The sequence below is a fragment of the Leptospira ryugenii genome (assembly GCF_003114855.1).
Lineage (GTDB): Bacteria > Spirochaetota > Leptospiria > Leptospirales > Leptospiraceae > Leptospira_A > Leptospira_A ryugenii.
In genome coordinates, this window is record NZ_BFBB01000008.1 from 744,261 (window position 1) to 766,024 (window position 21,764).

At 39.0% G+C, this 21,764-nt stretch carries 18 protein-coding genes and 1 pseudogene; 5 read left to right on the top strand and 14 right to left on the bottom strand.

Annotated elements, in window-relative coordinates; translation table 11 throughout:
• Positions 1-68 precede the first annotated feature (68 nt).
• From DI060_RS16225 to DI060_RS16245, 5 genes are all read right to left on the bottom strand, one after another.
• Positions 69-1,625, bottom strand: coding sequence for a 7TM diverse intracellular signaling domain-containing protein (locus tag DI060_RS16225; RefSeq protein WP_369689630.1), 1,557 nt, complete (start codon positions 1,623-1,625; stop codon positions 69-71).
• Positions 1,626-1,631: 6 nt separating this feature from the next.
• Positions 1,632-2,165 (bottom strand): hypothetical protein, encoded by a 534-nt coding sequence (locus DI060_RS16230; protein ID WP_108977966.1) that lies wholly within the window; start codon positions 2,163-2,165, stop codon positions 1,632-1,634.
• A gap of 157 nt (positions 2,166-2,322) precedes the next feature.
• Positions 2,323-3,777, bottom strand: a complete 1,455-nt coding sequence (locus tag DI060_RS16235; RefSeq protein ID WP_108977967.1) for an Lcl domain-containing protein — start codon at positions 3,775-3,777, stop codon at positions 2,323-2,325.
• Positions 3,778-3,988: 211 nt separating this feature from the next.
• A complete protein-coding gene (gene fumC / locus DI060_RS16240; RefSeq protein WP_108978189.1) occupies positions 3,989-5,368 on the bottom strand; it encodes a class II fumarate hydratase in 1,380 nt (459 codons plus the stop codon).
• A gap of 86 nt (positions 5,369-5,454) precedes the next feature.
• On the bottom strand, positions 5,455-6,270 hold the full coding sequence (locus DI060_RS16245) for an SDR family oxidoreductase (protein ID WP_167837033.1): 816 nt from the start codon (positions 6,268-6,270) through the stop codon (positions 5,455-5,457).
• 285 nt (positions 6,271-6,555) lie between these two features.
• Between DI060_RS16245 and DI060_RS16250 the strand changes: the two genes are divergently transcribed.
• Complete coding sequence (locus DI060_RS16250) at positions 6,556-7,491, top strand: family 2A encapsulin nanocompartment shell protein (RefSeq protein WP_108978190.1); 936 nt, start codon at positions 6,556-6,558, stop codon at positions 7,489-7,491.
• Positions 7,478-9,097, top strand: coding sequence for a cysteine desulfurase (locus DI060_RS16255; protein ID WP_108977969.1), 1,620 nt, complete (start codon positions 7,478-7,480; stop codon positions 9,095-9,097). Before DI060_RS16250 ends, DI060_RS16255 begins: the two co-directional genes overlap by 14 nt.
• On the opposite strand, the gene epsC is transcribed toward DI060_RS16255, so the two are convergent.
• The 5 genes and pseudogenes from epsC to DI060_RS16280 all read right to left on the bottom strand — a co-directional run bounded on the left by epsC (position 9,098) and on the right by DI060_RS16280 (position 14,587).
• A complete protein-coding gene (gene epsC / locus DI060_RS16260; protein ID WP_108977970.1) occupies positions 9,098-10,024 on the bottom strand; it encodes a serine O-acetyltransferase EpsC in 927 nt (308 codons plus the stop codon). It abuts the gene before it with no gap.
• A gap of 4 nt (positions 10,025-10,028) precedes the next feature.
• Positions 10,029-11,183, bottom strand: coding sequence for an EAL domain-containing protein (locus DI060_RS16265; protein WP_108977971.1), 1,155 nt, complete (start codon positions 11,181-11,183; stop codon positions 10,029-10,031).
• Positions 11,180-12,157 carry a cysteine synthase A gene (locus DI060_RS16270; RefSeq protein ID WP_108978191.1) on the bottom strand — a complete coding sequence of 326 codons (978 nt, stop codon included), beginning with the start codon at positions 12,155-12,157 and terminating at the stop codon, positions 11,180-11,182. Before DI060_RS16270 ends, DI060_RS16265 begins: the two co-directional genes overlap by 4 nt.
• 184 nt (positions 12,158-12,341) lie before the next feature.
• Positions 12,342-13,967 (bottom strand): annotated as a pseudogene (locus tag DI060_RS16275) (alginate export family protein); the annotation flags it as partial.
• A gap of 251 nt (positions 13,968-14,218) precedes the next feature.
• Complete coding sequence (locus DI060_RS16280; RefSeq protein WP_108977973.1) at positions 14,219-14,587, bottom strand: hypothetical protein; 369 nt, start codon at positions 14,585-14,587, stop codon at positions 14,219-14,221.
• Between the two features lie 84 nt (positions 14,588-14,671).
• Here DI060_RS16280 and DI060_RS16285 point away from each other — a divergent pair, with 84 nt between their 5' ends.
• Positions 14,672-15,121 (top strand): AAA family ATPase, encoded by a 450-nt coding sequence (locus DI060_RS16285; RefSeq protein WP_108977974.1) that lies wholly within the window; start codon positions 14,672-14,674, stop codon positions 15,119-15,121.
• A 22-nt stretch (positions 15,122-15,143) separates the two neighbouring features.
• On the opposite strand, the gene DI060_RS16290 is transcribed toward DI060_RS16285, so the two are convergent.
• Together DI060_RS16290 and DI060_RS16295 are read right to left on the bottom strand one after the other, a co-directional pair.
• Positions 15,144-15,407: an RNA recognition motif domain-containing protein gene (locus DI060_RS16290; RefSeq protein ID WP_108977975.1), complete on the bottom strand. Its 264-nt coding sequence runs from the start codon at positions 15,405-15,407 to the stop codon at positions 15,144-15,146.
• Positions 15,408-15,667: 260 nt separating this feature from the next.
• A complete protein-coding gene (locus DI060_RS16295) occupies positions 15,668-16,159 on the bottom strand; it encodes an FKBP-type peptidyl-prolyl cis-trans isomerase (protein WP_108977976.1) in 492 nt (163 codons plus the stop codon).
• Positions 16,160-16,256: 97 nt separating this feature from the next.
• On the opposite strand from DI060_RS16295, the gene DI060_RS16300 reads away from it, so the two are divergent.
• Positions 16,257-17,933, top strand: coding sequence for a Na/Pi cotransporter family protein (locus tag DI060_RS16300; protein ID WP_108977977.1), 1,677 nt, complete (start codon positions 16,257-16,259; stop codon positions 17,931-17,933).
• Between the two features lie 17 nt (positions 17,934-17,950).
• On the opposite strand, the gene DI060_RS16305 is transcribed toward DI060_RS16300, so the two are convergent.
• Together DI060_RS16305 and DI060_RS16310 are read right to left on the bottom strand one after the other, a co-directional pair.
• On the bottom strand, positions 17,951-20,005 hold the full coding sequence (locus DI060_RS16305; RefSeq protein WP_108977978.1) for a 7TM diverse intracellular signaling domain-containing protein: 2,055 nt from the start codon (positions 20,003-20,005) through the stop codon (positions 17,951-17,953).
• A gap of 50 nt (positions 20,006-20,055) precedes the next feature.
• Positions 20,056-20,382, bottom strand: coding sequence for an LB_289 family protein (locus tag DI060_RS16310; RefSeq protein WP_108977979.1), 327 nt, complete (start codon positions 20,380-20,382; stop codon positions 20,056-20,058).
• Positions 20,383-20,586: 204 nt separating this feature from the next.
• On the opposite strand from DI060_RS16310, the gene DI060_RS16315 reads away from it, so the two are divergent.
• Positions 20,587-21,753 (top strand): ankyrin repeat domain-containing protein, encoded by a 1,167-nt coding sequence (locus DI060_RS16315; RefSeq protein ID WP_108977980.1) that lies wholly within the window; start codon positions 20,587-20,589, stop codon positions 21,751-21,753.
• Positions 21,754-21,764: the final 11 nt, after the last annotated feature.

Sequence of the window (21,764 nt, forward strand, 5' to 3'; positions counted from 1 at the left end):
AGGTAGCCAACAAGCACGAATCTATTTGGAATGATATGAAGTAAACGGTCGATCGAGATCTAATTTGATTAAGAATGCACACTAATTTTTATCAAAGTTAGATCATCATATAATACTCCAATCTTCATCATTTCATTATAAATAGACTCAAGGTCGCCTCTACATTTCTCTACTTGTGATAAGAATAATGAATCATTTTCATTGAAAAGAAATGTTCCATCATTTGATTTAATTAATAAATCATCTCTACCATCTGATCCTAAAATCAGTATATCATTTGGGAAAAGTTGGTATTGTAACACTGAGATATTTTCATTGGCACCAATTGTACCCAGTTTTCTTAAAAATTGTTCGGGCGATAAAAATACCGCCTTAACATCACGATACAAAACTGCAGGAGGATGATCAGCATTGATCATAAAAAGAGACCGAGACTTTTCTTCAATGAGAACAAGCACTAGAGACACAAGCATAGAACCATCAAATGTTTCAAAAACGCGATGTAATTCGAGAAATGTTTGCTTTATCCATTGATCAGGAGTCTCATATTGGGTCTCCTTTGTATTTTGATTTCGATTTATGATAGATTCAAAAACACTTCCGAATACAAGTGCTCCACTTGCTCCCAGCAGAGACTTTCCCATTGCATCTGCATTAACTAGTACTGTATATTTCTTTTCTCCAAGTATTATCTGGTTTGACATACAAAGATCTCCTCCAATTTCTTCATGCCATTCCCGAAACTGAAATCTTTTCTTTTGACGAGTAAGAAACGTTATACTGATAGAGGTTGAATCTGCTTTATTTTTACTCAAAGGCTTTAATAATTGGGATGTCAAAAAATAATCTCCATCCTGTTGAAACTTCAGTTCTTTCACCTGCTCTAATGTAGTCTGCAATTCTGCAGTTCTTTTGATTACCTTATCCTCCAAATCCCTTGCTAATTCTTCGGATTTAATAAAAGCAAACGAATACTTTCTAATTAAGATAGATGCTTGAAAAATGATAAAAATTGTAAATCCATATCCCAATGTGTACGGAGTGTATACGACTGCTTTCCCTTTTAGAATATCATTTATGGCAGTGATTGTTAGGATAATAAATCCAGAAAGGAATAACTTTGCTCCTACTTTATGATTTTTTAATGCTTTAACTATGATATGGGCAATATAGATAATTGATAAAAATATTCCTATTTCCACATAGGTAACTGCCCGACCATACGTATACATAGAGGTAAACAAAACAAGTAATGATGGTGGAAGATAAAAAAAATGAAGCCATCGAGAAAGTTTAGGATTCGATTCATCTGGGAACAAAGATTCTACAAATTTTAGAAAAAAAGTACCACTAATAAAAAAAGTAAAATAATCAATCTTGTTAATTACCGAAAAATTTAACAACGGAGCAAAATCTAAGAGCAATCGATCATCTATACTTAAAGTTCGAATTGCTACGATAAAAGAAAAAAGAGCAAAATAAAGAGGAGATTTATCATTCCGTCTGGTAAAATAAAGTCCTAGGTGATAGAATCCCATAAACATTAAACAGTTTAGAATGCAAAGATCCAGGATAAATTTACGATTTTTATCCTTTGAAAGTTGATGTGCTGAACCAATGCTAATTGTATCCTAGAGCCCACCTTTAAAATAATGGTAATTGCTGACATATAGGATAATTGTTAACCTATTATCTTCTAGCAAAGATTCTTTGATCGTATAAATAGAATGTCTGATAAGCGGGATACTTTCTCCTTCATTCGTTCCTATTTTTCCTTGTTTGCCGAGCAGATCACCGTTGGCATATATTTCATAGGAACAAGCTACACTTCGTAGATCAAGGGCAAGGTCTGTTGTTTTGGCAGGCAGATTTATGTCGAGCTTATATGTTGCATGACCAAATTCTGGATAGCCATTGTTTTGCCATTCGGATGGAACGTTTAGATAATTTCGTTTTCTTTGATCCTCGGCGCCAGGTTTCAAAAAATCCATCCAGTAAAATTGCCATTCCCCATTCAGATCATAAATGAAACCATCTTCAAAATTAGATTGTGATAGGTCAATCATCCCCGACTGCACAAGAGGATTTGGATTCGTATCTTTTCTGTAACAATTCGGAAAGATTAAGACACTGCAAAGATAGATAAAGATCAGGTTTACTTTCATTCGAAATTTGCAGTTCAAATTAAAACATACCTGAAATTACAAACAATCGTTATTTTAAATTCTTGAGTGATTTGCGCATTTTGCCGCAACTCAGGAAGGGAAGGTTTGGGATTGGATTTTAAAGCACTGGGAGTTAAAGTAAGGCTGGTATACTCTGCTAATTACTCACGCAGCGGAAGGGTCTAGTCGTTGCTTTTGATAAATTTGCTGCGCTTCCAGTATTGAAATAAACTAGAACACCTGTAGTGGTTGCAGATGTATATGTTGTAGAAGACCAATACTGAGTTGAAGTTGTATTTGGAAATAAAGAATTTATGTATGGGCTTGTGCTTATACTTTCATCAAATATACTATAAAGCTCAATCACATTTGGCAATCTCCAACTCTTTCCATTTGTGGTCAATCCTATGCAGTTAGAGTTTGCAATTGTCCAAGTAGAATTATTTGCCGATCCTATGGTGCAATTTGTTCCCGATAAACCGTCTGAGCATTTTTGCCATAAAAGAGATGTGCGATTATCTGTAATGGTACCATCTCCATTGTCCGTAAAACTCTGGTTTGGAGGAAGATTTCCCGAAACACATCGAGCATTACCCGCTGTTGCGTCGGGAAAATCACCTATGGTGGTATTCAGAAAATTCACATATTGATAATTACCTACAGTTGATTTGTTTACTGTATTTGACCAATATCCTGATCCAACAGATTGGGGAAAAAAATTATTATCTATTGTAGGTGAAGTGTTCTGGTAGTTGTTTAAACTTGCGAGTTCTAGAATGGTTGGGAGCCTCCAATTTTTTTTTCCAGCAAAGCCTGCTCCATTATTTAAAGAATTAAGAGATGAACATAAATTTGAAGAGGAAGTCCAAAACTGAGTCGTGGCGGTTCCTCCGGAACAAGTAGAACCTGATTTTCCCTCTGTACAAGTTTTCCAAAGAAGTCCTGAAACTTTGTTCCGAGTTGTATAATCATTTGGATACTCGTTTGAAGCTTTAGGTCCAGAAAAGGCGCGACCATTCGGAGTATTGGTAAACTCACCATCATTTCCTGAGCCTACACAGGTCTGTGGGTTACCACCTGCGTCCCAACAACCAATTTGTCCTGTGTCAGTGAGCGGAAAAATAGGATTAACGGTAATCTTGTAAATTTTGAAACTGCCATTTTCTGAGCTAGTCCTAATCATGATCGGATTAGAAAAATCCACACTAGAGGTATCGCTTGTCAGCACCTCATTTCCTATCGTTACCGTACGAGCATTGGTAGTGAAAGACGGAATAGCAGACGAAATGATACCATATGGTAAATTTACCGTTATACTTGAACCTTCGATTTTACCTACATAAGTATTCGAAAGTTCGTTTGTGGAATCTTTGAAGATAAACGTTGTTATATCATTTTGATTGGAAAAAAAAGTTAGTAATGGCGACCAGCAAGAAAAGGCTGTCTCGCCATTTATATATTTTCTTATGTGTAAACTATTAAACTGACTTGATTTGGGATCGCACTGATTGTTTAGTTCCTGTCTTTGACAAGAGGTATGAAAGATGAAGGGAAGCAGGATAACTGAGATGATTATTATCTTTTGGCGGAAGAATAAATTTGAATATTTCATTTAGTTTCTGTGCCATCTATATTGAAAGATAGTCCCCAATAAGTTTACTTTATTGAAATTTTTTTTATACCAAAAAATGCATTAAAAGAATTTTTTTAGCTCAAAAATCATGGAAGAACTTATTTCAGTATCAGAATTTCGAATATTTTTAAGGTATTATGTGCAGGCTGAGACAGCAATTTCCTTTAAAATAATGACTCATGAGTCTCTGCTAAATCATCTTTTTAGGGTCCATCCATAAGGCCCACTCCGTCTCCGTTACGTAACCGAGCTGGAAGGCCGCCTCTTTTAAACTCAATTCTTGTTTATGAGCATATTTCGCAATTTCAGCTGCCTTATCGTAGCCAATGTAAGGATTCAAAGCAGTTACTAACATCAAAGATTGCTCAAGATATAGTTTCATTTTTTTTGTATTTGGTTGTAAACCTTCAATACAGTGTTTTTGGAACGATTGCATAGCATCGGAAAGTAATTGGATGGAATGGTAGACATTTATAAAAATAAGAGGTTTAAATACATTGAGTTCAAAATGTCCGGAAGCCCCTCCCATATTTACGGCTACATCATTCCCAAATACTTGTAGTGCGACCATACTCAATGCTTCACACTGGGTTGGGTTAACCTTTCCAGGCATAATCGACGATCCGGGTTCATTTTCAGGCAAAATCAACTCAGATAGACCAGCTCTGGGCCCAGATCCCATATAACGAATATCATTTGCTATTTTGAATAGAGAGGCAGCTAGTGATTTTAAGCTTCCGCTCAATTCTACAAGAGAATCATTGGCCGCAAGTGCTTCAAAAAAATTGTCCGCATTGGTAAAGGCTAGATTGGTTTCCTTGTTGATTTCATTAACTACAACTCTGGCAAAATCGGGATGGGCATTTAGGCCAGTTCCCACGGCAGTCCCTCCGATTGCGAGACGCAAAACCGCAGGTAGAGCTTTTTCTACCCTTGCTTTCCCGTACCTTAGTTGTTGCACATAGCCTGAAAATTCTTGCCCTAGGCTTATGGGAGTTGCATCCATCCAATGTGTGCGGCCAATCTTAATAATTTCTGAGAAATCATCCACATGCTTTTGTAGGGCCTGAGTTAGATCTTCAATCGACGGCAACAGTTTTTCTGTTACCAGCTTAGCGATACATATATGCATTGCCGTAGGAAAGGTATCATTTGAACTCTGGCCTTTATTTGTATCGTCATTTGGATGGATCGGAAACTTTGAACCAAGCTTCGAACCAGCGAGTTCATTGGCACGGTTAGAGATAACTTCATTGGCATTCATATTTGATTGCGTACCGGAACCGGTTTGCCAAATTACCAGAGGAAAATGTTCATCTAACTTGCCGTCTATGACCTCGCTTGCAGCTTTTACGATGTATTGTGTTTTATCCTCGCTGAGTAGTCCTAATGAGTGATTGGCTAAAGCAGCGGATTTTTTCAAAATACCTAGAGCTTGGATCATTTCCTTTGGAAATCGTTCGCGGCCGATCTTAAAAAAATCCAGAGAACGTTGGGTTTGTGCTCCCCAATACTTATCGGACTCTACGAGAATTTCACCCATAGAGTCTCTCTCGGAACGTCTTTCTATAGTCATTTGTTGATCCCTCCAAACAAGAGATGAGATATTGAATAGCTTGGAAGGGTATTTCTTTTTAATCGATAGAAAAATCTCTGCTATGCTTTCACTTCTATAGGTAATTGGAAGGATTTTAGGACAGTCTTCTCAAAAAAGTTCTGGGGCATACATTCCTTCATCAAAGGCAAAAAAAGGCTCATATTACCCAATTTATATCTTAATTTAGGTTTTTTGCTGTCTATGATCGATGCTATAGTCTTTGCAATCGTTTCTTTGGAAGTGCCTCGGGAGGACTCACTCTCCATGATTTTGTGCATCTGTTCCCGGTATCTAGAGAACGCAGAATGGGATTCCTTTGGTCTTCCTATAGATAAACCGATGGTTCCAGAGTTTACGTATCCTGGTTCTACATTGGAGATATAGATGTTATATGGGAGTAGTTCAAGACGCAGGGATTCCATATATCCTTCTAAGGCAAATTTACTTGCGTTATAAGCACTTGTAAACGGCAATGAAAGCAAACCACCTAATGAACTCATGTTTATGATTCTCCCTTGTCCCCTTTTTAAAAAATGAGGAATAACGGCTCGCGAAGTATAGACACTTCCATAAAAATTTAAATTTATCTGATCCGTCAATTCTTGGAGGCTATTTTCAATAGATGCTCCGGTTAGGTGATATCCTGCATTATTGATGAGAACATCTATTTTCCCTGAAGTTTCAATTACAGAATGAACAGCTTGTTCACATTCTTTTTGGTTTGTGACGTCCAGGATAATATGCCTTTTGATTTCCTGGTTTGGTTTTGTTCGGGAGGATCCATAAACTATATGCCCTAAACCATCCAAATGTGCATATATGCTTTCGCCGATCCCACGAGAAGTACCAGTGATTAAGATGACCTTTTTTTCCATATCTATCTCCTTTCTTCGATCAGAGACTAATCTTGCTCGAATTTCCTTCATTTGTAGACAGTGGCTACATTTGTCAATAAAAAATGTTGTCTCTGTCTACATTTGAAATGAAAAAATAAGTCCGTTTGGTACGCAGCAAAAGCACTTTTGCTCAAAATTTTAGGTGTTCGTATAATATTTAATCACGGAATGAAAGTTTTTTCCTTCCCCCAACTTTAATGGCAAATAAATCCAATGGTCGAAAAAAGAATCGGTGAAACCTTCTTCTTTAGAAAGAGGAACTTAATGGCAGAAACATACCAACATTCACTTGGAGACGCATCCGCGAGACAGCTGTCCAACACGGTAAAAACTAACGCACAGTATGGTGCAATTACTCCGCGATGGTTGGTACGATTACTCGACTGGAAAGGATTGGAAGCAGGTGTGTTAAGAGTCAACCGCGTAGCCGCAAATACAAACGTAGATGTTCTATGTGGACAAAAAGGGGAACAAGAACTCCCCGAAACATTTGTAAATTATGAAGAAAAACCAAAAGAATACACTTTAAGTTTAATATCCACCGTCCTAGACGTACATACAAGGGTATCCGATTTATACAGTTCACCACACGAGCAGATTGCGGAACAACTTCGTCTGACAATTGAAAGTGTAAAAGAAAAACAAGAGTTAGAGCTCATCAACAATGAGGATTACGGTCTACTTAAAAACGTACCGAAATCACAAAGGTTGAACACCAGAAAAGGGCCACCAACTCCAGATGATTTAGATGATCTCATTGCAAAAGTTTGGAAAGAACCCTCTTTTTTTCTGGCTCACCCGCTTGCGATTGCGGCTTTCGGTAGAGAATGTACACGTAGAGGTGTTCCACCAGCTACTATATCTATGTTTGGTGCTCAGTTTTTAACATGGAGAGGACTTCCAATCATTCCGTCTGACAAACTTTTAGTCAATGGTGAGTCAAATCCAAAGTCAGTCAGTGGACTTTCGAACATATTACTTCTTCGAGTGGGTGAGAAAAAACAAGGTGTTGTAGGTTTGTACCAAACGAATTTACCAGGAGAACAAACACCTGGACTATCTGTACGGTTTATGGGGATCAACCGTTCGGCAATTGGCTCCTATTTAATTTCCCTATATTGTTCGGCGGCAATTTTGACAGATGATGCAATTGCTTCTCTCGACAATGTAGATGTAGGAAATTATTATGAGTACAAGTGATCCATTGCATTTAGATTTATCTAGCCTTGGTAAATCTGGAGAATTGAATTCTCAATTTCCAGATGCTGGTTTGTTAGAAAAACTTGCAAGGGAGATCTATGGAACTTTAAATTCATATGGTTCTTTTCCTTCTCCTACATCTACCCCTGGTATTTCGAACATCCAAGGGCTTCCTAACGTATCCACATTGCCAGGTAGTCTGAACGTTCCGCAAACACCTTCCTCACTCAATCAGTTTTTAGATGTGGGGAAAATTGCAGATCCTTTTTCTGCATTTTCACCTAACTCCGTTTCAGTTGGAGGCCATCAAACTGATTTTCTAGGCTATAAAGGGAAACCAGGGTTTGCGGATATTCCCAATTTACCTTTTTTGGGATCACAAAACATTCTTTCTGCGAGAAGGGACTTCCCTATTCTAACAGAGAAAGTAAATGGAAAGGATTTGGTCTGGTTAGACAATGCTGCAACAACTCAAAAGCCCTTGTCCGTTATCGAAAGACTTTCAGAATTCTACCTTCACGAGAATTCAAACATCCATAGAGCCGCGCACACATTGGCCGCCAGATCAACCGATGCTTACGAGAAGTCGAGAGAACTTGTCAAAGGATTTTTGAAAGCTGCTTCTGCCGAAGAAATAATCTTCGTGAGAGGAGCAACGGAAGGGATTAATTTACTTTCGAATATTTTGGGTGAAAAATTCATCCAATCAGGTGATGAAATTTTAATCAGCCATTTAGAACACCATGCAAACATTGTCCCCTGGCAAATGTTGTGTGTGAAAAAGAATGCAAAGTTAAAAGTTGCGCCTGTTGATGAAAGCGGACAAATCATACTCAGTGAATTCGAAAGACTTTTGAATTCTAGAACGAAGATTGTTTCTGTCACTCATGTATCAAACGCACTTGGAACAATTACTCCAGTGGAAGAGATGGTAAAGGCTGCACAAAGATTTGGTGCTATCACAATTGTTGATGGGGCACAATCAGTTTCTCATATGCCGATTGATGTTAGAGATATTGATTGTGATTTTTACGTTTTCAGTGGCCACAAGGTTTTTGCACCAACAGGGATTGGTGTTGTTTACGGTAAAAAAGCCCTACTCGACATACTCCCTCCTTGGCAGGGCGGTGGAAATATGATCCAAGATGTAACATTTGACCATACCACCTTTCAAGATGCTCCTTTTCGTTTTGAAGCAGGTACGGGAAACATTGCGGATGCAGTTGGACTTGGTGCTGCTATTGATTATTTAAATCGATTTGGAATGGCACAAATTGCAGAATACGAACATAGTCTTCTGGAATACGGGACCAAAGAACTTTTGAAAGTTCCTGGTTTACACCTGATTGGGACAGCTAGCAACAAAGCAAGTGTTCTCTCGTTTATCATCGACGGACTAAAAACCGAAGAAGTTGGAAAGCATTTGGCTAAAGAAGGTATAGCAGTACGCGCTGGCCACCATTGTGCACAACCAATCCTCCGTAGATTTGGATTGGAGGCAACTGTTCGTCCCTCACTTGTATTTTACAATACATGTGAAGACATAGATGCGCTGATACGTGCTCTTTATGACCTAACTGGAGGAAGACGAGGAAGTTTCGTTTAATTAAATAATGAAGTCATTGTGGTTTTCATGACTAAGTTGGTTATTGCGAACTTTAATTTCATTGGTTTGGTATACGACGGAGAAAGGTGGGATGCTGGTTGTGATCCAAGCATTTCCACCTATCACCGATGATTTGCCAATTGTTGTTTTTCCTCCGAGTATAGTGGCACCCGAATAAATAATCACGTCGTCTTCGATTGTGGGGTGTCGTTTTACTTGAGCTAAATCTTTACTCACGCTGATTGCGCCTAAGGTTACACCTTGGTAAATTTTAACATTGTTTCCGATAATTGTTGTCCCACCGATTACTATACCGGTTCCGTGGTCCATAAAAAAATTAGAACCAATGGTGGCACCCGGGTGTATATCGATTCCTGTTTTTTCATGAGCATAACGACTTAACATACGAGGAAAAATTGGTATTCCTAAGGAGTGAAGTAAATGGGAGATTCTATGTACCGAGATCGCATAGAATCCAGAATAGGCAAGAATGATCTCTTCCATACTTTCTGCTGCAGGGTCTCCATTGAATGCGGCCTCGGCATCTAGCCAAAGTAAGTCATAGATATTCGGGATTGCGCCTTCAATTTTTTGGATGTATTGTTCTAAAATCTGTTCTTCACTAGACTGGTTGGCATTCTGAAGTTTTGCATAGGGTCGTAAATGTTCCTTCGCCCTCAGAAAGAAAATAGCGAAAGCATCACTAATAGAGACCAATGAATCAAAGGATCGATCTGAATAGAAACCAGCGAATAAAATTCCAAAGAGTTCTTCAACGAATAGCTTTGCAGCGCGTTGGTTAATGTATAAAGGAATATTCTTTCTCTGTCTGGAAAAAATGGACACGATCAATTTCTTTTCTTCCTCGGAGAGCTCTCGTGATTGGAGTAGTGTAAGTTCAGAAGGATTGATTTCTTTTTCGTTCATGGGATCAATCTCTCTCTGTGGAAATATCCAAAAACAAGGAATAGGCGGAACCTATGACTTTTGAGTGAACAACAATCTGTTCTTTTAAATCTTTGTCCCAATACGGCTCACTCAAATGCCATTGCTCTGGATTCGAAAATGCTTTTTTCACATGTCGATAGAAAAATGGCAAATAAGACCAGTTCTTTCTTACATTCTGCTGTTTTTCAATGAAACTGGACTCTCCTTGTCTTTCAAAGAGATTCGAAATTTGAGTGCCTGTCCAGTCTGTGATGTAGATACGTTTGATCTTGTTAGATATTTTGAAGAGACTTTGTGCGTCCAGGTATACTAAGTTGCCTATTTGTTTGAGACGGATTTCCGATTGGTTGAGTTGCTCGAGAAGTTTGGTTTCAGTTTGTATCTCTTTTGCTATTTTTTTTCTCTTCCAATCATGATACGAGTTTAAGATATCCAATAGATTTCCGTTTTGAAATTCATCGGATACATCTGCCTCCTGGATGGGACTCAATGCCTCCCCTTGGAGGTAGAGGGCTCCCGATTCTAAAGCAAGCCTCAATTTTTTTTCCGAATCAATGCCATCGAAGAGAAGAGCCGCCCCCGTTGTTAAGGAAAAGTCTTTTAGAAAATAAAGTATAGTGTGGAATTCTGAATCTGGAATGCCTACTTGTTCGTGAAGATCTACCTTGATCATATCTGGTTTCAAAGCACCTAAAAAAGATACTGCAGGAGAGTCTGAACCAAGACCTTTCACAAGTATCCGAAAGCCAAGTTCTTTCCAAAAGTCTAAGGCAACTAACAATTGATTGGTATCTTCTTTGCTTTGCTGGCAGTCAATTTGAAGATAGATTTGGTTTGCTTGCAATCCTTGAGTCTTTAAGTAATTGAGAAGTTTTGACTCCATTCCTGAGGAGGTATTAAAGTCTTGTATCAAATCTGAAAATCCGATACGCAAAACGAATATTTCGTCCGATTTTGTGAAATTAGGAAGTATTATTTTGCCATTGTTTTTGGGAATCAAGATCTCCCTTCCAATTCGTTTTTGCTCTTCTACAGAGAAAATTGATTGGAATTGCACTTTGCTATCTTCCGAAAGAATACTCATTGGAAATGCTGAAATCGTATCAATCTCTTTATCTGAATATAGGAGTTCATTCATGGTAGGATTCCTTTTTCTTTTAAAAATTCGTGATTGAAAACTTTGGATTGGTATTTTGCACCAGTGTCACATAACACAGTTACTATGGTATGACCTGGTCCCAATTCTTTAGCGATTTTGTAGGCTGCACCTAAATTGATACCGACTGATCCACCTAAAAATAAGCCGTCCTTTCTGAGTACATGCTCCAGGATACGGATACACTCTTTGTCATCGATTCGAATCGCGTCATCTGCTGGCATACCTTCCATATTTTTGGTGATCCTTCCTTGTCCGATCCCTTCTGTAATGGAACTTCCTTCTATTTGAATCGTTCCCGTTTTGACAAATGAGTAGATACCAGATCCGTAAGGGTCGGCTACGATACAACGTATGTTTGGATTTTGTTTTTTTAAATATTCAGCTGTACCTGCATAAGTGCCTCCGGTACCTAAGGAGGTAACCCAAACATCGATTTTCCCGTTTGTATCTCTCCAAATTTCTGGTCCAGTTGTTTCATAGTGCGCTTGTTTGTTGGCAAGATTGTCAAATTGGTTGGCCCAGATTGCATTGGGAATCTCTTGTGCAATCCGTCCTGCCACCTTAACATAATTGTTTTCATTCGCGTATGGTACAGCAGGAACCAATCTAACATCAGCGCCTAAGGTGCGTAAAATTTCTATTTTTTCTTTGGATTGGGTTTCTGGTATGACAATGATACTCTTGTAACCTTTTGCATTGCATATGTGTGTGAGACCGATCCCAGTGTTGCCAGCAGTTCCTTCCACCACTGTCCCTCCGGCCTTCAGCCTTCCGCTACGCTCAGCTTCTTCAATGATATAGAGCGCCGCTCTGTCTTTCACAGAACCACCTGGGTTCAAAAATTCAGCTTTTCCTAAGATTTCACAGCCAGTTTCCTCACTCAAGGAGGGAATCCGGAGTAAGGGAGTATTGCCAATCGCAGAAACAAAGCCATTTAGGATGGGGAGAGCCATCATTACCTCCAATCTTCTCCTAACTTGGACAGTGATTAGAGGAATGCGAGCAAAAAAATTATTATATTGAATAAATTATCCAATATATTGAACAATTTTGGTATGGTTATTCTTCCAAGGTAAGAGAAAGGAAAGGAGGCAAGCCTATCTCCAAAGAAATGTCCAAACCTCTCTTTGTTTTGGCCTACATAGCAAATTGGGCAAAAAAGAAGGCTGTATATGCTCTCTCATCTAAGGTATAACGGTCATTCGGATTTGCGGCCCAGGGGTTTACTCTCGTATTTTTGATCGAATCCCCAGCCACTAAGTAGGAACCACCAAACCAAAGTGAGACAGAATCTTTCCAAAAGTATTGGTATACAAAATCAAACTCGTAAAACAATCGTTTACCGGCCTTTTCTCCGAACTTATATCCACCGAAGGCGGCACCAGTTTGGTTTTCAGAACTGAGGCCTGTATTGGCAGCACCACCCGAACTATACCAAGCGTCATTGGGATTGGCTTTCAAAATGTCATAGGCAACAAAAATGAATCGACCGTATTTAGGTGAGGTATACATCAAATGAATAGAGCTGGATCGTGTGTTGGACCAAAAGGTCGCATTTGCCAAACCGTTTCCTGAGTTGAAGTAAGGAAATCCACCTGACCTTGTAGCAAAAGATGCATCATATGTAGCCACCTTATTGTCGTTACGATTTGGGTCACCTGAGGCAAAGCTATATTGCAAACCAACTCGAAATCGATCAAAGAAGGTGTATCCTGTTTGTAAAAGTAAAAACCGTGCATCGTATTCTACATTCTGTGTATAGAGTCGTCTAGAATTTGGGTTACCATCTACTGTTTGTTCTAAGATATCCCAACCTGCATTGACTCTTTGTCCATTGAAGCCATATTGGGAACTTGTTTCAATTGTCCAGTCCCAAGCTTTTCCAGACGGAAGTTTGTTTCCATCTGTGCGATTTGTAAGTCTTAATCCGACTGTATTTAAATTGTCTCTTTGTCTTGTACGGTCTTGAGAGTTGATGGGGTTTGGTCCTTGCTCCCATTTTTTATCTATATTAAAATAAAATAAATCGATTAGAAAATCATCAAATTTTAAAGTATTGTATAGGCCTGAAAGGTATGTATCATTTACGGAACCACGTCTAGTCCCATTCGACGTATTATTACCGGATCCGGCATTGCTCTCTTCTGCTATAATAGATGTGAATGCCTCTGATTGAAATTTTTTACTCGAATATTTTACACGCGCCGCATCGAATGAGTTTCCAATTTGTCCATCATTTCTACCTCCGATATATCGATTGTCACCGAACCCTAAAACCTGACGGCCAAAATAGACTTCAAATCCATCCGCAAAATTTTTGAGGACGATGAAACCTTCTCTTAAGTCTGTATTATTTTTGATATTTACAGATTGGTTGGGAGTAGGTGCGGAGCTCAGCTCTATGCCAGCAGAGTTGGATAAACCCAGATAGCCCAATTGTCCATCTTTACGACTTTGCTCTCCACCAAACACTCGTACGTCTTGTATAGTTACTTTTGCTGCGAAGTATTCACTAGGATCTACCAGGAAGGAAACTTGTGTATTTTGAGTGGCAAAGTTTCGGCTATCGGCTGTTCGTTTGTCAAAATCAGCATTGTGTGAATAGTCGAAACGTGGGCGCAGATGGAAACCCATACGGAAGATATCCCCAAACCAAAGTCTCTCCGATTTCCGAACAGCATCTTGGTGTTCAGGAGAGAGTAAGGTTGAGCGCATCATTTCATTCGGTAATTTTCCTTTGTAGGTGCTTTTGTACGGCTGTTCCTCTACCGGAGGTGTCTTCACTTCTGTCTCGATGGGTTTTGATTCCTGGGCCATCAGTGTAAATTGTGCAGGTAAGAGTACAGACAGTACGAGGGAAGTAGGGAAACAAAGGGTGAGCACCGAAGATTTCATAGATGCATCTGGTGAAAAATGTTCAATATAGTCAACAATAAATTTACTATATTGAACAAATTTGGTAAAAAATGATCTAAAAAATTAGCTTAGTAGACCATATTGGAGAAAAATCAGGATCATTGGCCTGGATGGTAAATGGCCAGAAAGGCCGCCAAAGCCCCAAGAGCAGGGATCAAAAACCAAAAGCGTTTCCCCATTTCCCTTTGTTTGTAAATTGCAGTCAGGATACCACCTAAAACCAACCAAATGATGATTTTGGCGATCGCCCAAATCGGAAATGAGAACTGGAACCTTGTATAGAGTAGGCCGAGTCCTCCAATCAGCAAAAGAGAGAGAGAAATTCCGTGGCTTGCCGAAACCAACGCTCTCCAAGGGTAGGATTTTTTTTCTCCACCCGTAGCCACAAATTGGAGTACTGCCCCCAATGAAAAAAATAGCAGCATCATTCCAATTAGATGCAGTAATTTAAAAAAATCGTAATTCATAGTGTCCTCGAAATGATTCTCCACACAATTTAGGAATGAGAGGATTTATATGCGAACGAATATTATCCCAGGAATTCAAAAATAATGGAAAAAACTTTGCTTTTACTCAGAGGATTGCCTGGGTCGGGAAAGAGTACGTTTGTGGAGCTTCTAAAGTCACTAAGTCCTGTTGTAGCATTTTCCCTAGATGAGTATTTTTTGAATGAAGAAGGAATCTATCATTTTAACTACCGAGAGAATCACAAAGCCTATAAACAATGTTACACGAATGTCCATCAGGCAATGAAAGATTCTATTTCCTTTCTAATTGTTGACCAGACCTTTGTTTCCTTTCGTGAGATAAAACCCTATCTCGATTTGGCTCTCGAGTTTTCGTATAAAACTTTTGTTCTAACAGTGGAGAATCGACATGATGGTGAAAACCAACATGGTATTTCTGATACACAATTGGTGAAAATGGCAGAATCTTACAAAGTTAAGTTGTTGCCGAAACGATTAGAGGGGTTTTCAGAGAGAGAATACCCACCCCTATAAATTGGGAGTGGGCTAATCAAGCCTATCTTCTAGTGCTAGTTTTTGGTTTTGCAATGTTTACTTTCATTTCACGGTTCATAACATTTTTACCGTTCAAATCTTTAATCGCTTTATCTGCAGCTTGTCCATCTTCCATTTCGATAAAACCGAAACCTTTAGATCGACCAGAGTATTGATCAGTGATAATCTTTGCTGATGTTACTGCACCATGTGCACTGAAAAGTTCACTCAACTTTCCTTCGGTCATATCATAAGAAAGATTGCCCACATAAATATTTACTGACATAGATGTTCCTCAAATTCCTAATTTGGACTCGCAATACTGGAATTTTCGTTCATGCATAGGTCGTTTCCTCAGGAAACGATTGAGGTAGGAACTCCAACAGAATGCAAGGGAAACTTAAGAAAAGCTATCGGCGTGCAAGCAAGAAAGGGACTACTCGGCGGTGAAAAAAACTACAATACTCTGAATCTAGGTGCAAGTCTGGCCCCTTCCTCGAAAAAGGCAACCAGAATCCCATCTTTCCAAAAAAAAGAATTACCGGATCAGTGGTGGTGGTGTCCGCCTGGACCATGAACATGGCCATGGGCAATCTCTTCCGCCGTTGCATCCCGAATCGTTTTAATGGTTACATCAAAGTGTAAAGTTTCACCAGCTAACGGATGATTGCCGTTTAGGACTACATCGTTTTCCCGAATTTCTTGTAGATAGAGCACCATTCTTCCGTTTGCTGTATCTGTCTGGAATTCCATACCAATTTCTAAATCAGCTTCTGGAGGAAGTTCGGTTTTGGGAACTTGGAAGACCAAGTTTTCGTCATATGTCCCATAGGCTTCTTCCGGGGAGACTTTCACTTGTTTGGAGTCTCCATCTTTTAATCCTTCTAACTCTTTCTCCAAGCCTGGAATGATATTACCCTCACCGTGTAGGTAAAGTAATGGTTCCTCTGACTGATCAAGAGTTGCGCCTTGGGAGTTTTTTAGGTGATAGGAAAATCCTACAACCTTTCCTTTAGTGATGGTATTTGACATATTCATTACAAAGTAGAATCAGAAAAAAAAAGTGCAACCTAATAAAAGGTTGGTACCAGATAGGATTATGAGATTTTTACATTCGGTTTAAAGAAAAACATATATGAACTGGACTCTTTTAATTCAAATATTTGGCGGACTCGCCATTTTTATTTTCGGTATGAAGCTGATGAGTGAATCCCTCCAAAGAGTGGCGGGGGATCGATTGAGAAACTTTCTTTCTTCAATGACTCGCAATCGTGTCTCTGCGGTTTTAAGCGGAGTGCTCATCACATCCACCATCCAATCTTCCTCAGCAACTACGGTTCTTGTTGTTGGTTTTGTGAATGCCGGGCTTATGCAACTAACAGAAGCTATTGGCGTTATCATGGGAGCGAATATAGGAACGACCATCACTGCATGGATTGTTTCTTTTTTAGGTTTTAAATTCAACATTGCTACCTTTGCCATGCCTGCCATTGCACTTGGGATGATATTTCAGTTTTCTAAAAAAGAAAGTCGCTCAGGATTTGGAAGTTTTCTGATAGGCTTTGGATTTTTGTTTTTAGGTTTAGATTACCTTAAATCATCTGTTCCCGATTCTGCCAAAGATCCAGAGTCATTTCAGTTTTTATCCCAATATACTAATATGGGATTTTATACAATTTTACTGTTTGTATTGATTGGTACTTTGCTTACCATCGTGATCCAATCTTCATCTGCCTCAACAACGATCACTATTACTTTGGCATTTTCTGGCTTTATCCCGATTGAAGCTGCTTATGGTATGATCCTAGGCGAAAACATTGGAACAACCATTACGGCAAACCTTGCCGCTATTGCTGGCAATCGAAATGCAAAGAAGGCGGCTTTAGCACATACTGTGTTCAATATATTTGGTGTGGTTTGGGCACTTCTTTTCTTCCAAGCCTTCTCTCACCTAGTGGATACTTTGATCCCAGAAGACCCTTTGGTGAATAAAGAATCTACAAGGTTTCATATCTCGCTCTTCCATACACTTTTCAATGTCATCAATACCTTACTCTTGATTTGGTTTGTAAATACATTAACAAAGTTTGTCAGTCGGATTGTTGATTTACTTGCTTCAAAAACTGCAAAGGACAAATCTTCTATACGGCTGTTGCAGTCGGGAGCTGTGAAAACCACGGAACTTGCCATGGTAGAGCTCATCGAATATACAAAAAAAATCATAAGAGATACATATGATTTTTTTCGTCTCACGGAGCAATTGTTGACTGAGTCCTATGATGGAACTAGAGTTAGCCAAGTTCTAAAAAAAGAAGAAGAATTAGACCAAGTACGCTCCCAAGTTCTGCAATATCTCAATGAAGTGCAAGAAATGGGAATCACTGGAAATTATGGAAAGGATGTTCTAGGGATTATGGAACGCGTGAAAGCAGTTGAGGAGATGGGTGATAATTTTGCCTCTATCGCGCGTAAGGTAAGAAAGAGCCACCGCCAAAAGATCTTTTTAGAAAAGTCCGGGTTGCATACCGTCAAAGAACAAATTGAGATTATCAAACACCATTATGAGTTGCTTTTAGGAAATTTGGAACGAAGTGAAAGTTTTGATATCCTAGGAAATCCTCAGATTCGTAACCAAAGTAGAGAGTATCGTTTTCAAATGATTCAATTTATCAAAAAGAGTGAATCCAAATTGCGAAAAAAGAAGTTCCAGAAGAAATCAAATTATTTGGCTAGTTTGCTCTACCGAGATATTTCCAGGAATTTGGACAATATCTCAAGACAGTTAAATGCATCGATCTATGCGGATGTATAGATCCAATTCTTAACTTACTAAGGTCTAACCGAAAAGAGGATGAAAGTAATGTCATCCTCTGGTGGTATGTAAGTTGTTCTTGTTTTGATAAATGCTTCGAGTTTGGCGTGCAATTGGTCTGCCGAAAGCTCCATGTGGCTATGCATCCATTCCAAAAAGAGTTCCTCGCCTTTTCCTTCGGATTCTTTTTCCCCGCGTTCGTCTCTCTCCCAAACATCCCAAAGTCCATCGGTGAATAGAAAAAACTGGTCATGAGTAGCAAGCTCATATTCCTCTTCATGAAATTCTAGATCTTTCGAAAGACCAATCAACTTTCCCTTGGGGCGGATGGGTAGAATTACATTGCTATTTTGCTTAACATGGTACAAAGGAGGATGCCCTGCGTTTGCAATGCGGAAGTATTTATGTTCTAGATTGATGTAAAGAGCAGCAGCTGTGAGTAATTGGTTTTGGTAGGTGCCAACGAGAGAGCGATTGATTCGGTTCAGAACTAAACTTGGACTTGTTGCAAAACGAAGGGATTGCGTAAAGGCAATCTTTAGCATGGCAGCTTCAATGGCGGCTGGAACTCCATGACCAGTAACATCTGCTATCAAACAGATGATTTCAGTTTCGCTAAGTTTTACGATATCATAAAAATCTCCACCCACGAGAGATGCAGGAAGATAGCCCGCATTGACCTCAACAATTTCTGGGTGATTGACTTTTGAAGGTAAGGTACTTTCCTGCAATTTCTTTGCAAGGAGAAGTTCTTTTTGGAAGGCAAGTAACTTTTGTTTATCGATTTCTGCCTTGATTTGAGTTCTTTCGTTTTCTTTTCGGACAATTGATATACGATCTCCTAAGCCAAAAGCCATAAGAATTACTTCAATGGCCATGGCTATTTGGAAGGCATTTTCAGTGAATGGATTCACAGGAAGTACTCCCATGTATTTCATCAAAGTACCTAGGCCACCGATGATCACAAATAGAAAGGCAAAAAAGAAAAAATATGCCGGTCTGAACTTAACTGAAAATGCAATATAGGATGAAGCGGAGATACCTAATATCGCTAAACATAGACTATAGATGTCTCCACTGGCATTGAGCAGTCGATATGGTAAAAATGGTATGAGAAATAAACCTAGTAAGGAAATGTACATTCCCATTTGAAATATTAAAAATAATTTCGGAGAGTTTTCCTTTAGATTCATAAAGGTCATACTCATAGGAAAACTGAAAAACAAAAATAAGTAGTAAATAATGTTATGAAGATTCCAAACCAAAGCTGGCTGATTTGGGAAAAAGTACATGGGCAAAATGCCATTCAAAGAGAGCTGAAATGCGATCGAGCCAAAGAGAAGATAGATAACATAATATAAGTATGCCTTATCTCGGATCAAAAGAAAAACAAAGAAATTATAAAAGGTCATTACAGAGACAATTCCAAAATAAAAACCTTGGATTAAGAAATCATCGGATACAAAATGAGAAAAATCCTTTTCTTTTGCGACAAACAGCGGTACAGACATAGAACTCTCTGTAGAAACCAAAACCCAAATTTGCTTTGTTTCTTGTGGCGATAATTCTAATTCATGAGAAAACCCTCGGTATCTCTTTTCTCTCGCAAAAAATGAGTAGAGTCTTCCTTGTGCTGGGAAAGTAACGAATGTTCCATTTGTTGTCTCAAAGAATTGAACATGGTCGAGTAAGGGATATTTAATAAAAACAACTAAGTCATGCGCAACTTGAGTATCATTTTTGATTTGGTAACAGAAAAGATACGTTTTGTCAGTATTGCCAAAATTTGGAATTTTTCCGAAACTATGTGTGTATTGGTTTTTGTCCTTTGCCAAATCTAATGGAAACAACAACGTTTCCTGAGAAGGAAAGGACAAATAACTCAGATAAGGTGCTAAAGATTCAAGGGAGTCAATTCTTGATAGGAGAAGTTGATCTTTGTTGGGGCAGTCAGGTGGAGAAAGGGTGGTTTTGTCTTTTGCGTAGAGAGGAAATTGTGAGGTAGTTAGATGTAGAAGAAAAATGAGAAAGCATTGTTTGATACGATAGCTTGTATGCTTTAACTTTCTCATGAGAGAGAATAGATACTACCCTATGCTCTCCCATTTGTAAACCCAAGAATTTAGGATACGCCTGCTTCTACTCCAGCAAGATTTCTCAATTCTTCGTAGGCTCTTTCTCTTTGGACAACTTTCGTTTTATTGACAGCTTTTCGGATGATGACATCCCACTGCTTTTCAGGCTGTTCCATTTTCATATTCTCTAACAATTCTAAAACTGACTCGTCTTCTTTCGCATTGAAGATTTCTTCTGTATCATAGCGAAATAATCCGAACAATGCCTCTATGTAATCGCCTACGCTCATGGATTCTTTTGAACCTGAGCTGATCTTTTTCTTTTCCATCCGACGAAGTTCGCGTTCTCTACGTTCTAACTCTGTGCGTTTCATACAGTTTCCGTATTTGGTTTAGGGTTGTATGACCAGTATTTGGGAAGAAAGGCTCTCTGGACACAAAAGTATTGCCAAAGCCCCTGAAAATTACTAGGATAAGTCCTAAAATTTTGGTGCACCACTGGCTCGTTTTGGTTTTCCAATTGACGGATTTTGAAAAAAGAATAGTGTACAGGGATCGTTTTCAGCGGAGGAAAGTGTATGAAGCTACTCCATGGTTTTGCCTTTCTTTGTGTATTCAGCCAAGCCCTTTTTGCAACCGACCTAGACTTACAAAAAATCCGAGACCCGAAAACCTTTTTGGAAAAGGTGAGGAGAGGCTTTGATGTCGATGCCGTTCGCTCATCAGACGGTTATACTCTCCTCCATTATGCGGCAGATGTGGGAAGTGTTGAATTGGTTTTGGAACTCCTAGAGAGAGGTGCCATTAAAAATCCAGTGATGCACAGTGGCAACACTCCGCTTTCAACAGCCATCCGATCTGGGCATAAAGATATCGTTCGAATCTTTCTCGAACAAGGAGTCGACCCTAATTTCAAACTGGGCAAGGCAGATAAAGAAAAGACCCACTTCCATTATTATATAACTCAAACCCAGAAGTTAGATCGTTATATCTATGATCTATTTATCAAGAAAGGAGCAAATGTAGAGAGCAAAGACTCTTCAGGGGAAACACCTTTGATGGCCATTGCTGGATCAGGAGTTGAAAAGTTAGACCATTTAAAACTACTATTGAGTTCAAGAGCTGATGCAAAGGCCCAGAACCGAGAAGGTAGAACTCCACTTATGTTAGCTGTATTTTCTTTGGATGAAGCGATGGTACAATTTTTAATCTCTGTGAAAGTACCAGTTAACCAAAGAGATTTTGAAGGAAATACTGTGCTTATTGGAATGATTCCAACAATAGAACCTAATAAAGATTTGGAGGAAAAAAAGCTTAAGATACTTAAATTATTGATCAATTCAGGCGCCGATCTAAATGCAACGAATAATGAAGGTTCAACGGTACTTCATGAACTGGTAAAAACAAATGAATATAATCTATTGTCTTATGTGATCGACCTAAAGCCAGACTCTTCCAAACGCAACCAAAGAAAACAAACTCCTCTTGATATGGCTATACAGAAACAAAATTGGAAAGTGACAGAGATGCTCTTAAAGATAGAAAAAAATCTCGATGCGTTGGATGAGACGGGGTTTACGCGATTGCATTCCGCTATCCAAAATGACTCCATTGAATTGTTGCGATTGTTGCTGGAAGCAGGTGCAAATCCCGATATCCAGGATAGAGAAGGTAGGACAGCAAAAGACCTTGCCCTTTTCCTTAAAAACAAGAAAGCGATAGAAATTCTAGAATCAGGTCCCTAATTTCAAAATTT

Excerpts from the sequence above, each read along its gene's own strand:
- DI060_RS16255 (WP_108977969.1), top strand. The coding sequence starts at position 7,478 with ATGAGTACAAGTGATCCATTGCATTTAGATTTATCTAGCCTTGGTAAA.
- DI060_RS16235 (WP_108977967.1), bottom strand. The coding sequence starts at position 3,777 with ATGAAATATTCAAATTTATTCTTCCGCCAAAAGATAATAATCATCTCA.
- DI060_RS16285 (WP_108977974.1), top strand. The coding sequence starts at position 14,672 with ATGGAAAAAACTTTGCTTTTACTCAGAGGATTGCCTGGGTCGGGAAAG.
- DI060_RS16295 (WP_108977976.1), bottom strand. The coding sequence starts at position 16,159 with ATGAATATGTCAAATACCATCACTAAAGGAAAGGTTGTAGGATTTTCC.
- DI060_RS16305 (WP_108977978.1), bottom strand. The coding sequence starts at position 20,005 with ATGAGAAAGTTAAAGCATACAAGCTATCGTATCAAACAATGCTTTCTC.
- DI060_RS16265 (WP_108977971.1), bottom strand. The coding sequence starts at position 11,183 with ATGAATGAACTCCTATATTCAGATAAAGAGATTGATACGATTTCAGCA.
- DI060_RS16290 (WP_108977975.1), bottom strand. The coding sequence starts at position 15,407 with ATGTCAGTAAATATTTATGTGGGCAATCTTTCTTATGATATGACCGAA.
- DI060_RS16315 (WP_108977980.1), top strand. The coding sequence starts at position 20,587 with ATGAAGCTACTCCATGGTTTTGCCTTTCTTTGTGTATTCAGCCAAGCC.
- epsC (WP_108977970.1), bottom strand. The coding sequence starts at position 10,024 with ATGAACGAAAAAGAAATCAATCCTTCTGAACTTACACTACTCCAATCA.
- DI060_RS16230 (WP_108977966.1), bottom strand. The coding sequence starts at position 2,165 with ATGAAAGTAAACCTGATCTTTATCTATCTTTGCAGTGTCTTAATCTTT.
- DI060_RS16245 (WP_167837033.1), bottom strand. The coding sequence starts at position 6,270 with ATGGAAAAAAAGGTCATCTTAATCACTGGTACTTCTCGTGGGATCGGC.
- DI060_RS16280 (WP_108977973.1), bottom strand. The coding sequence starts at position 14,587 with ATGAATTACGATTTTTTTAAATTACTGCATCTAATTGGAATGATGCTG.
- DI060_RS16300 (WP_108977977.1), top strand. The coding sequence starts at position 16,257 with ATGAACTGGACTCTTTTAATTCAAATATTTGGCGGACTCGCCATTTTT.
- DI060_RS16270 (WP_108978191.1), bottom strand. The coding sequence starts at position 12,157 with ATGGCTCTCCCCATCCTAAATGGCTTTGTTTCTGCGATTGGCAATACT.
- DI060_RS16250 (WP_108978190.1), top strand. The coding sequence starts at position 6,556 with ATGGCAGAAACATACCAACATTCACTTGGAGACGCATCCGCGAGACAG.
- DI060_RS16310 (WP_108977979.1), bottom strand. The coding sequence starts at position 20,382 with ATGAAACGCACAGAGTTAGAACGTAGAGAACGCGAACTTCGTCGGATG.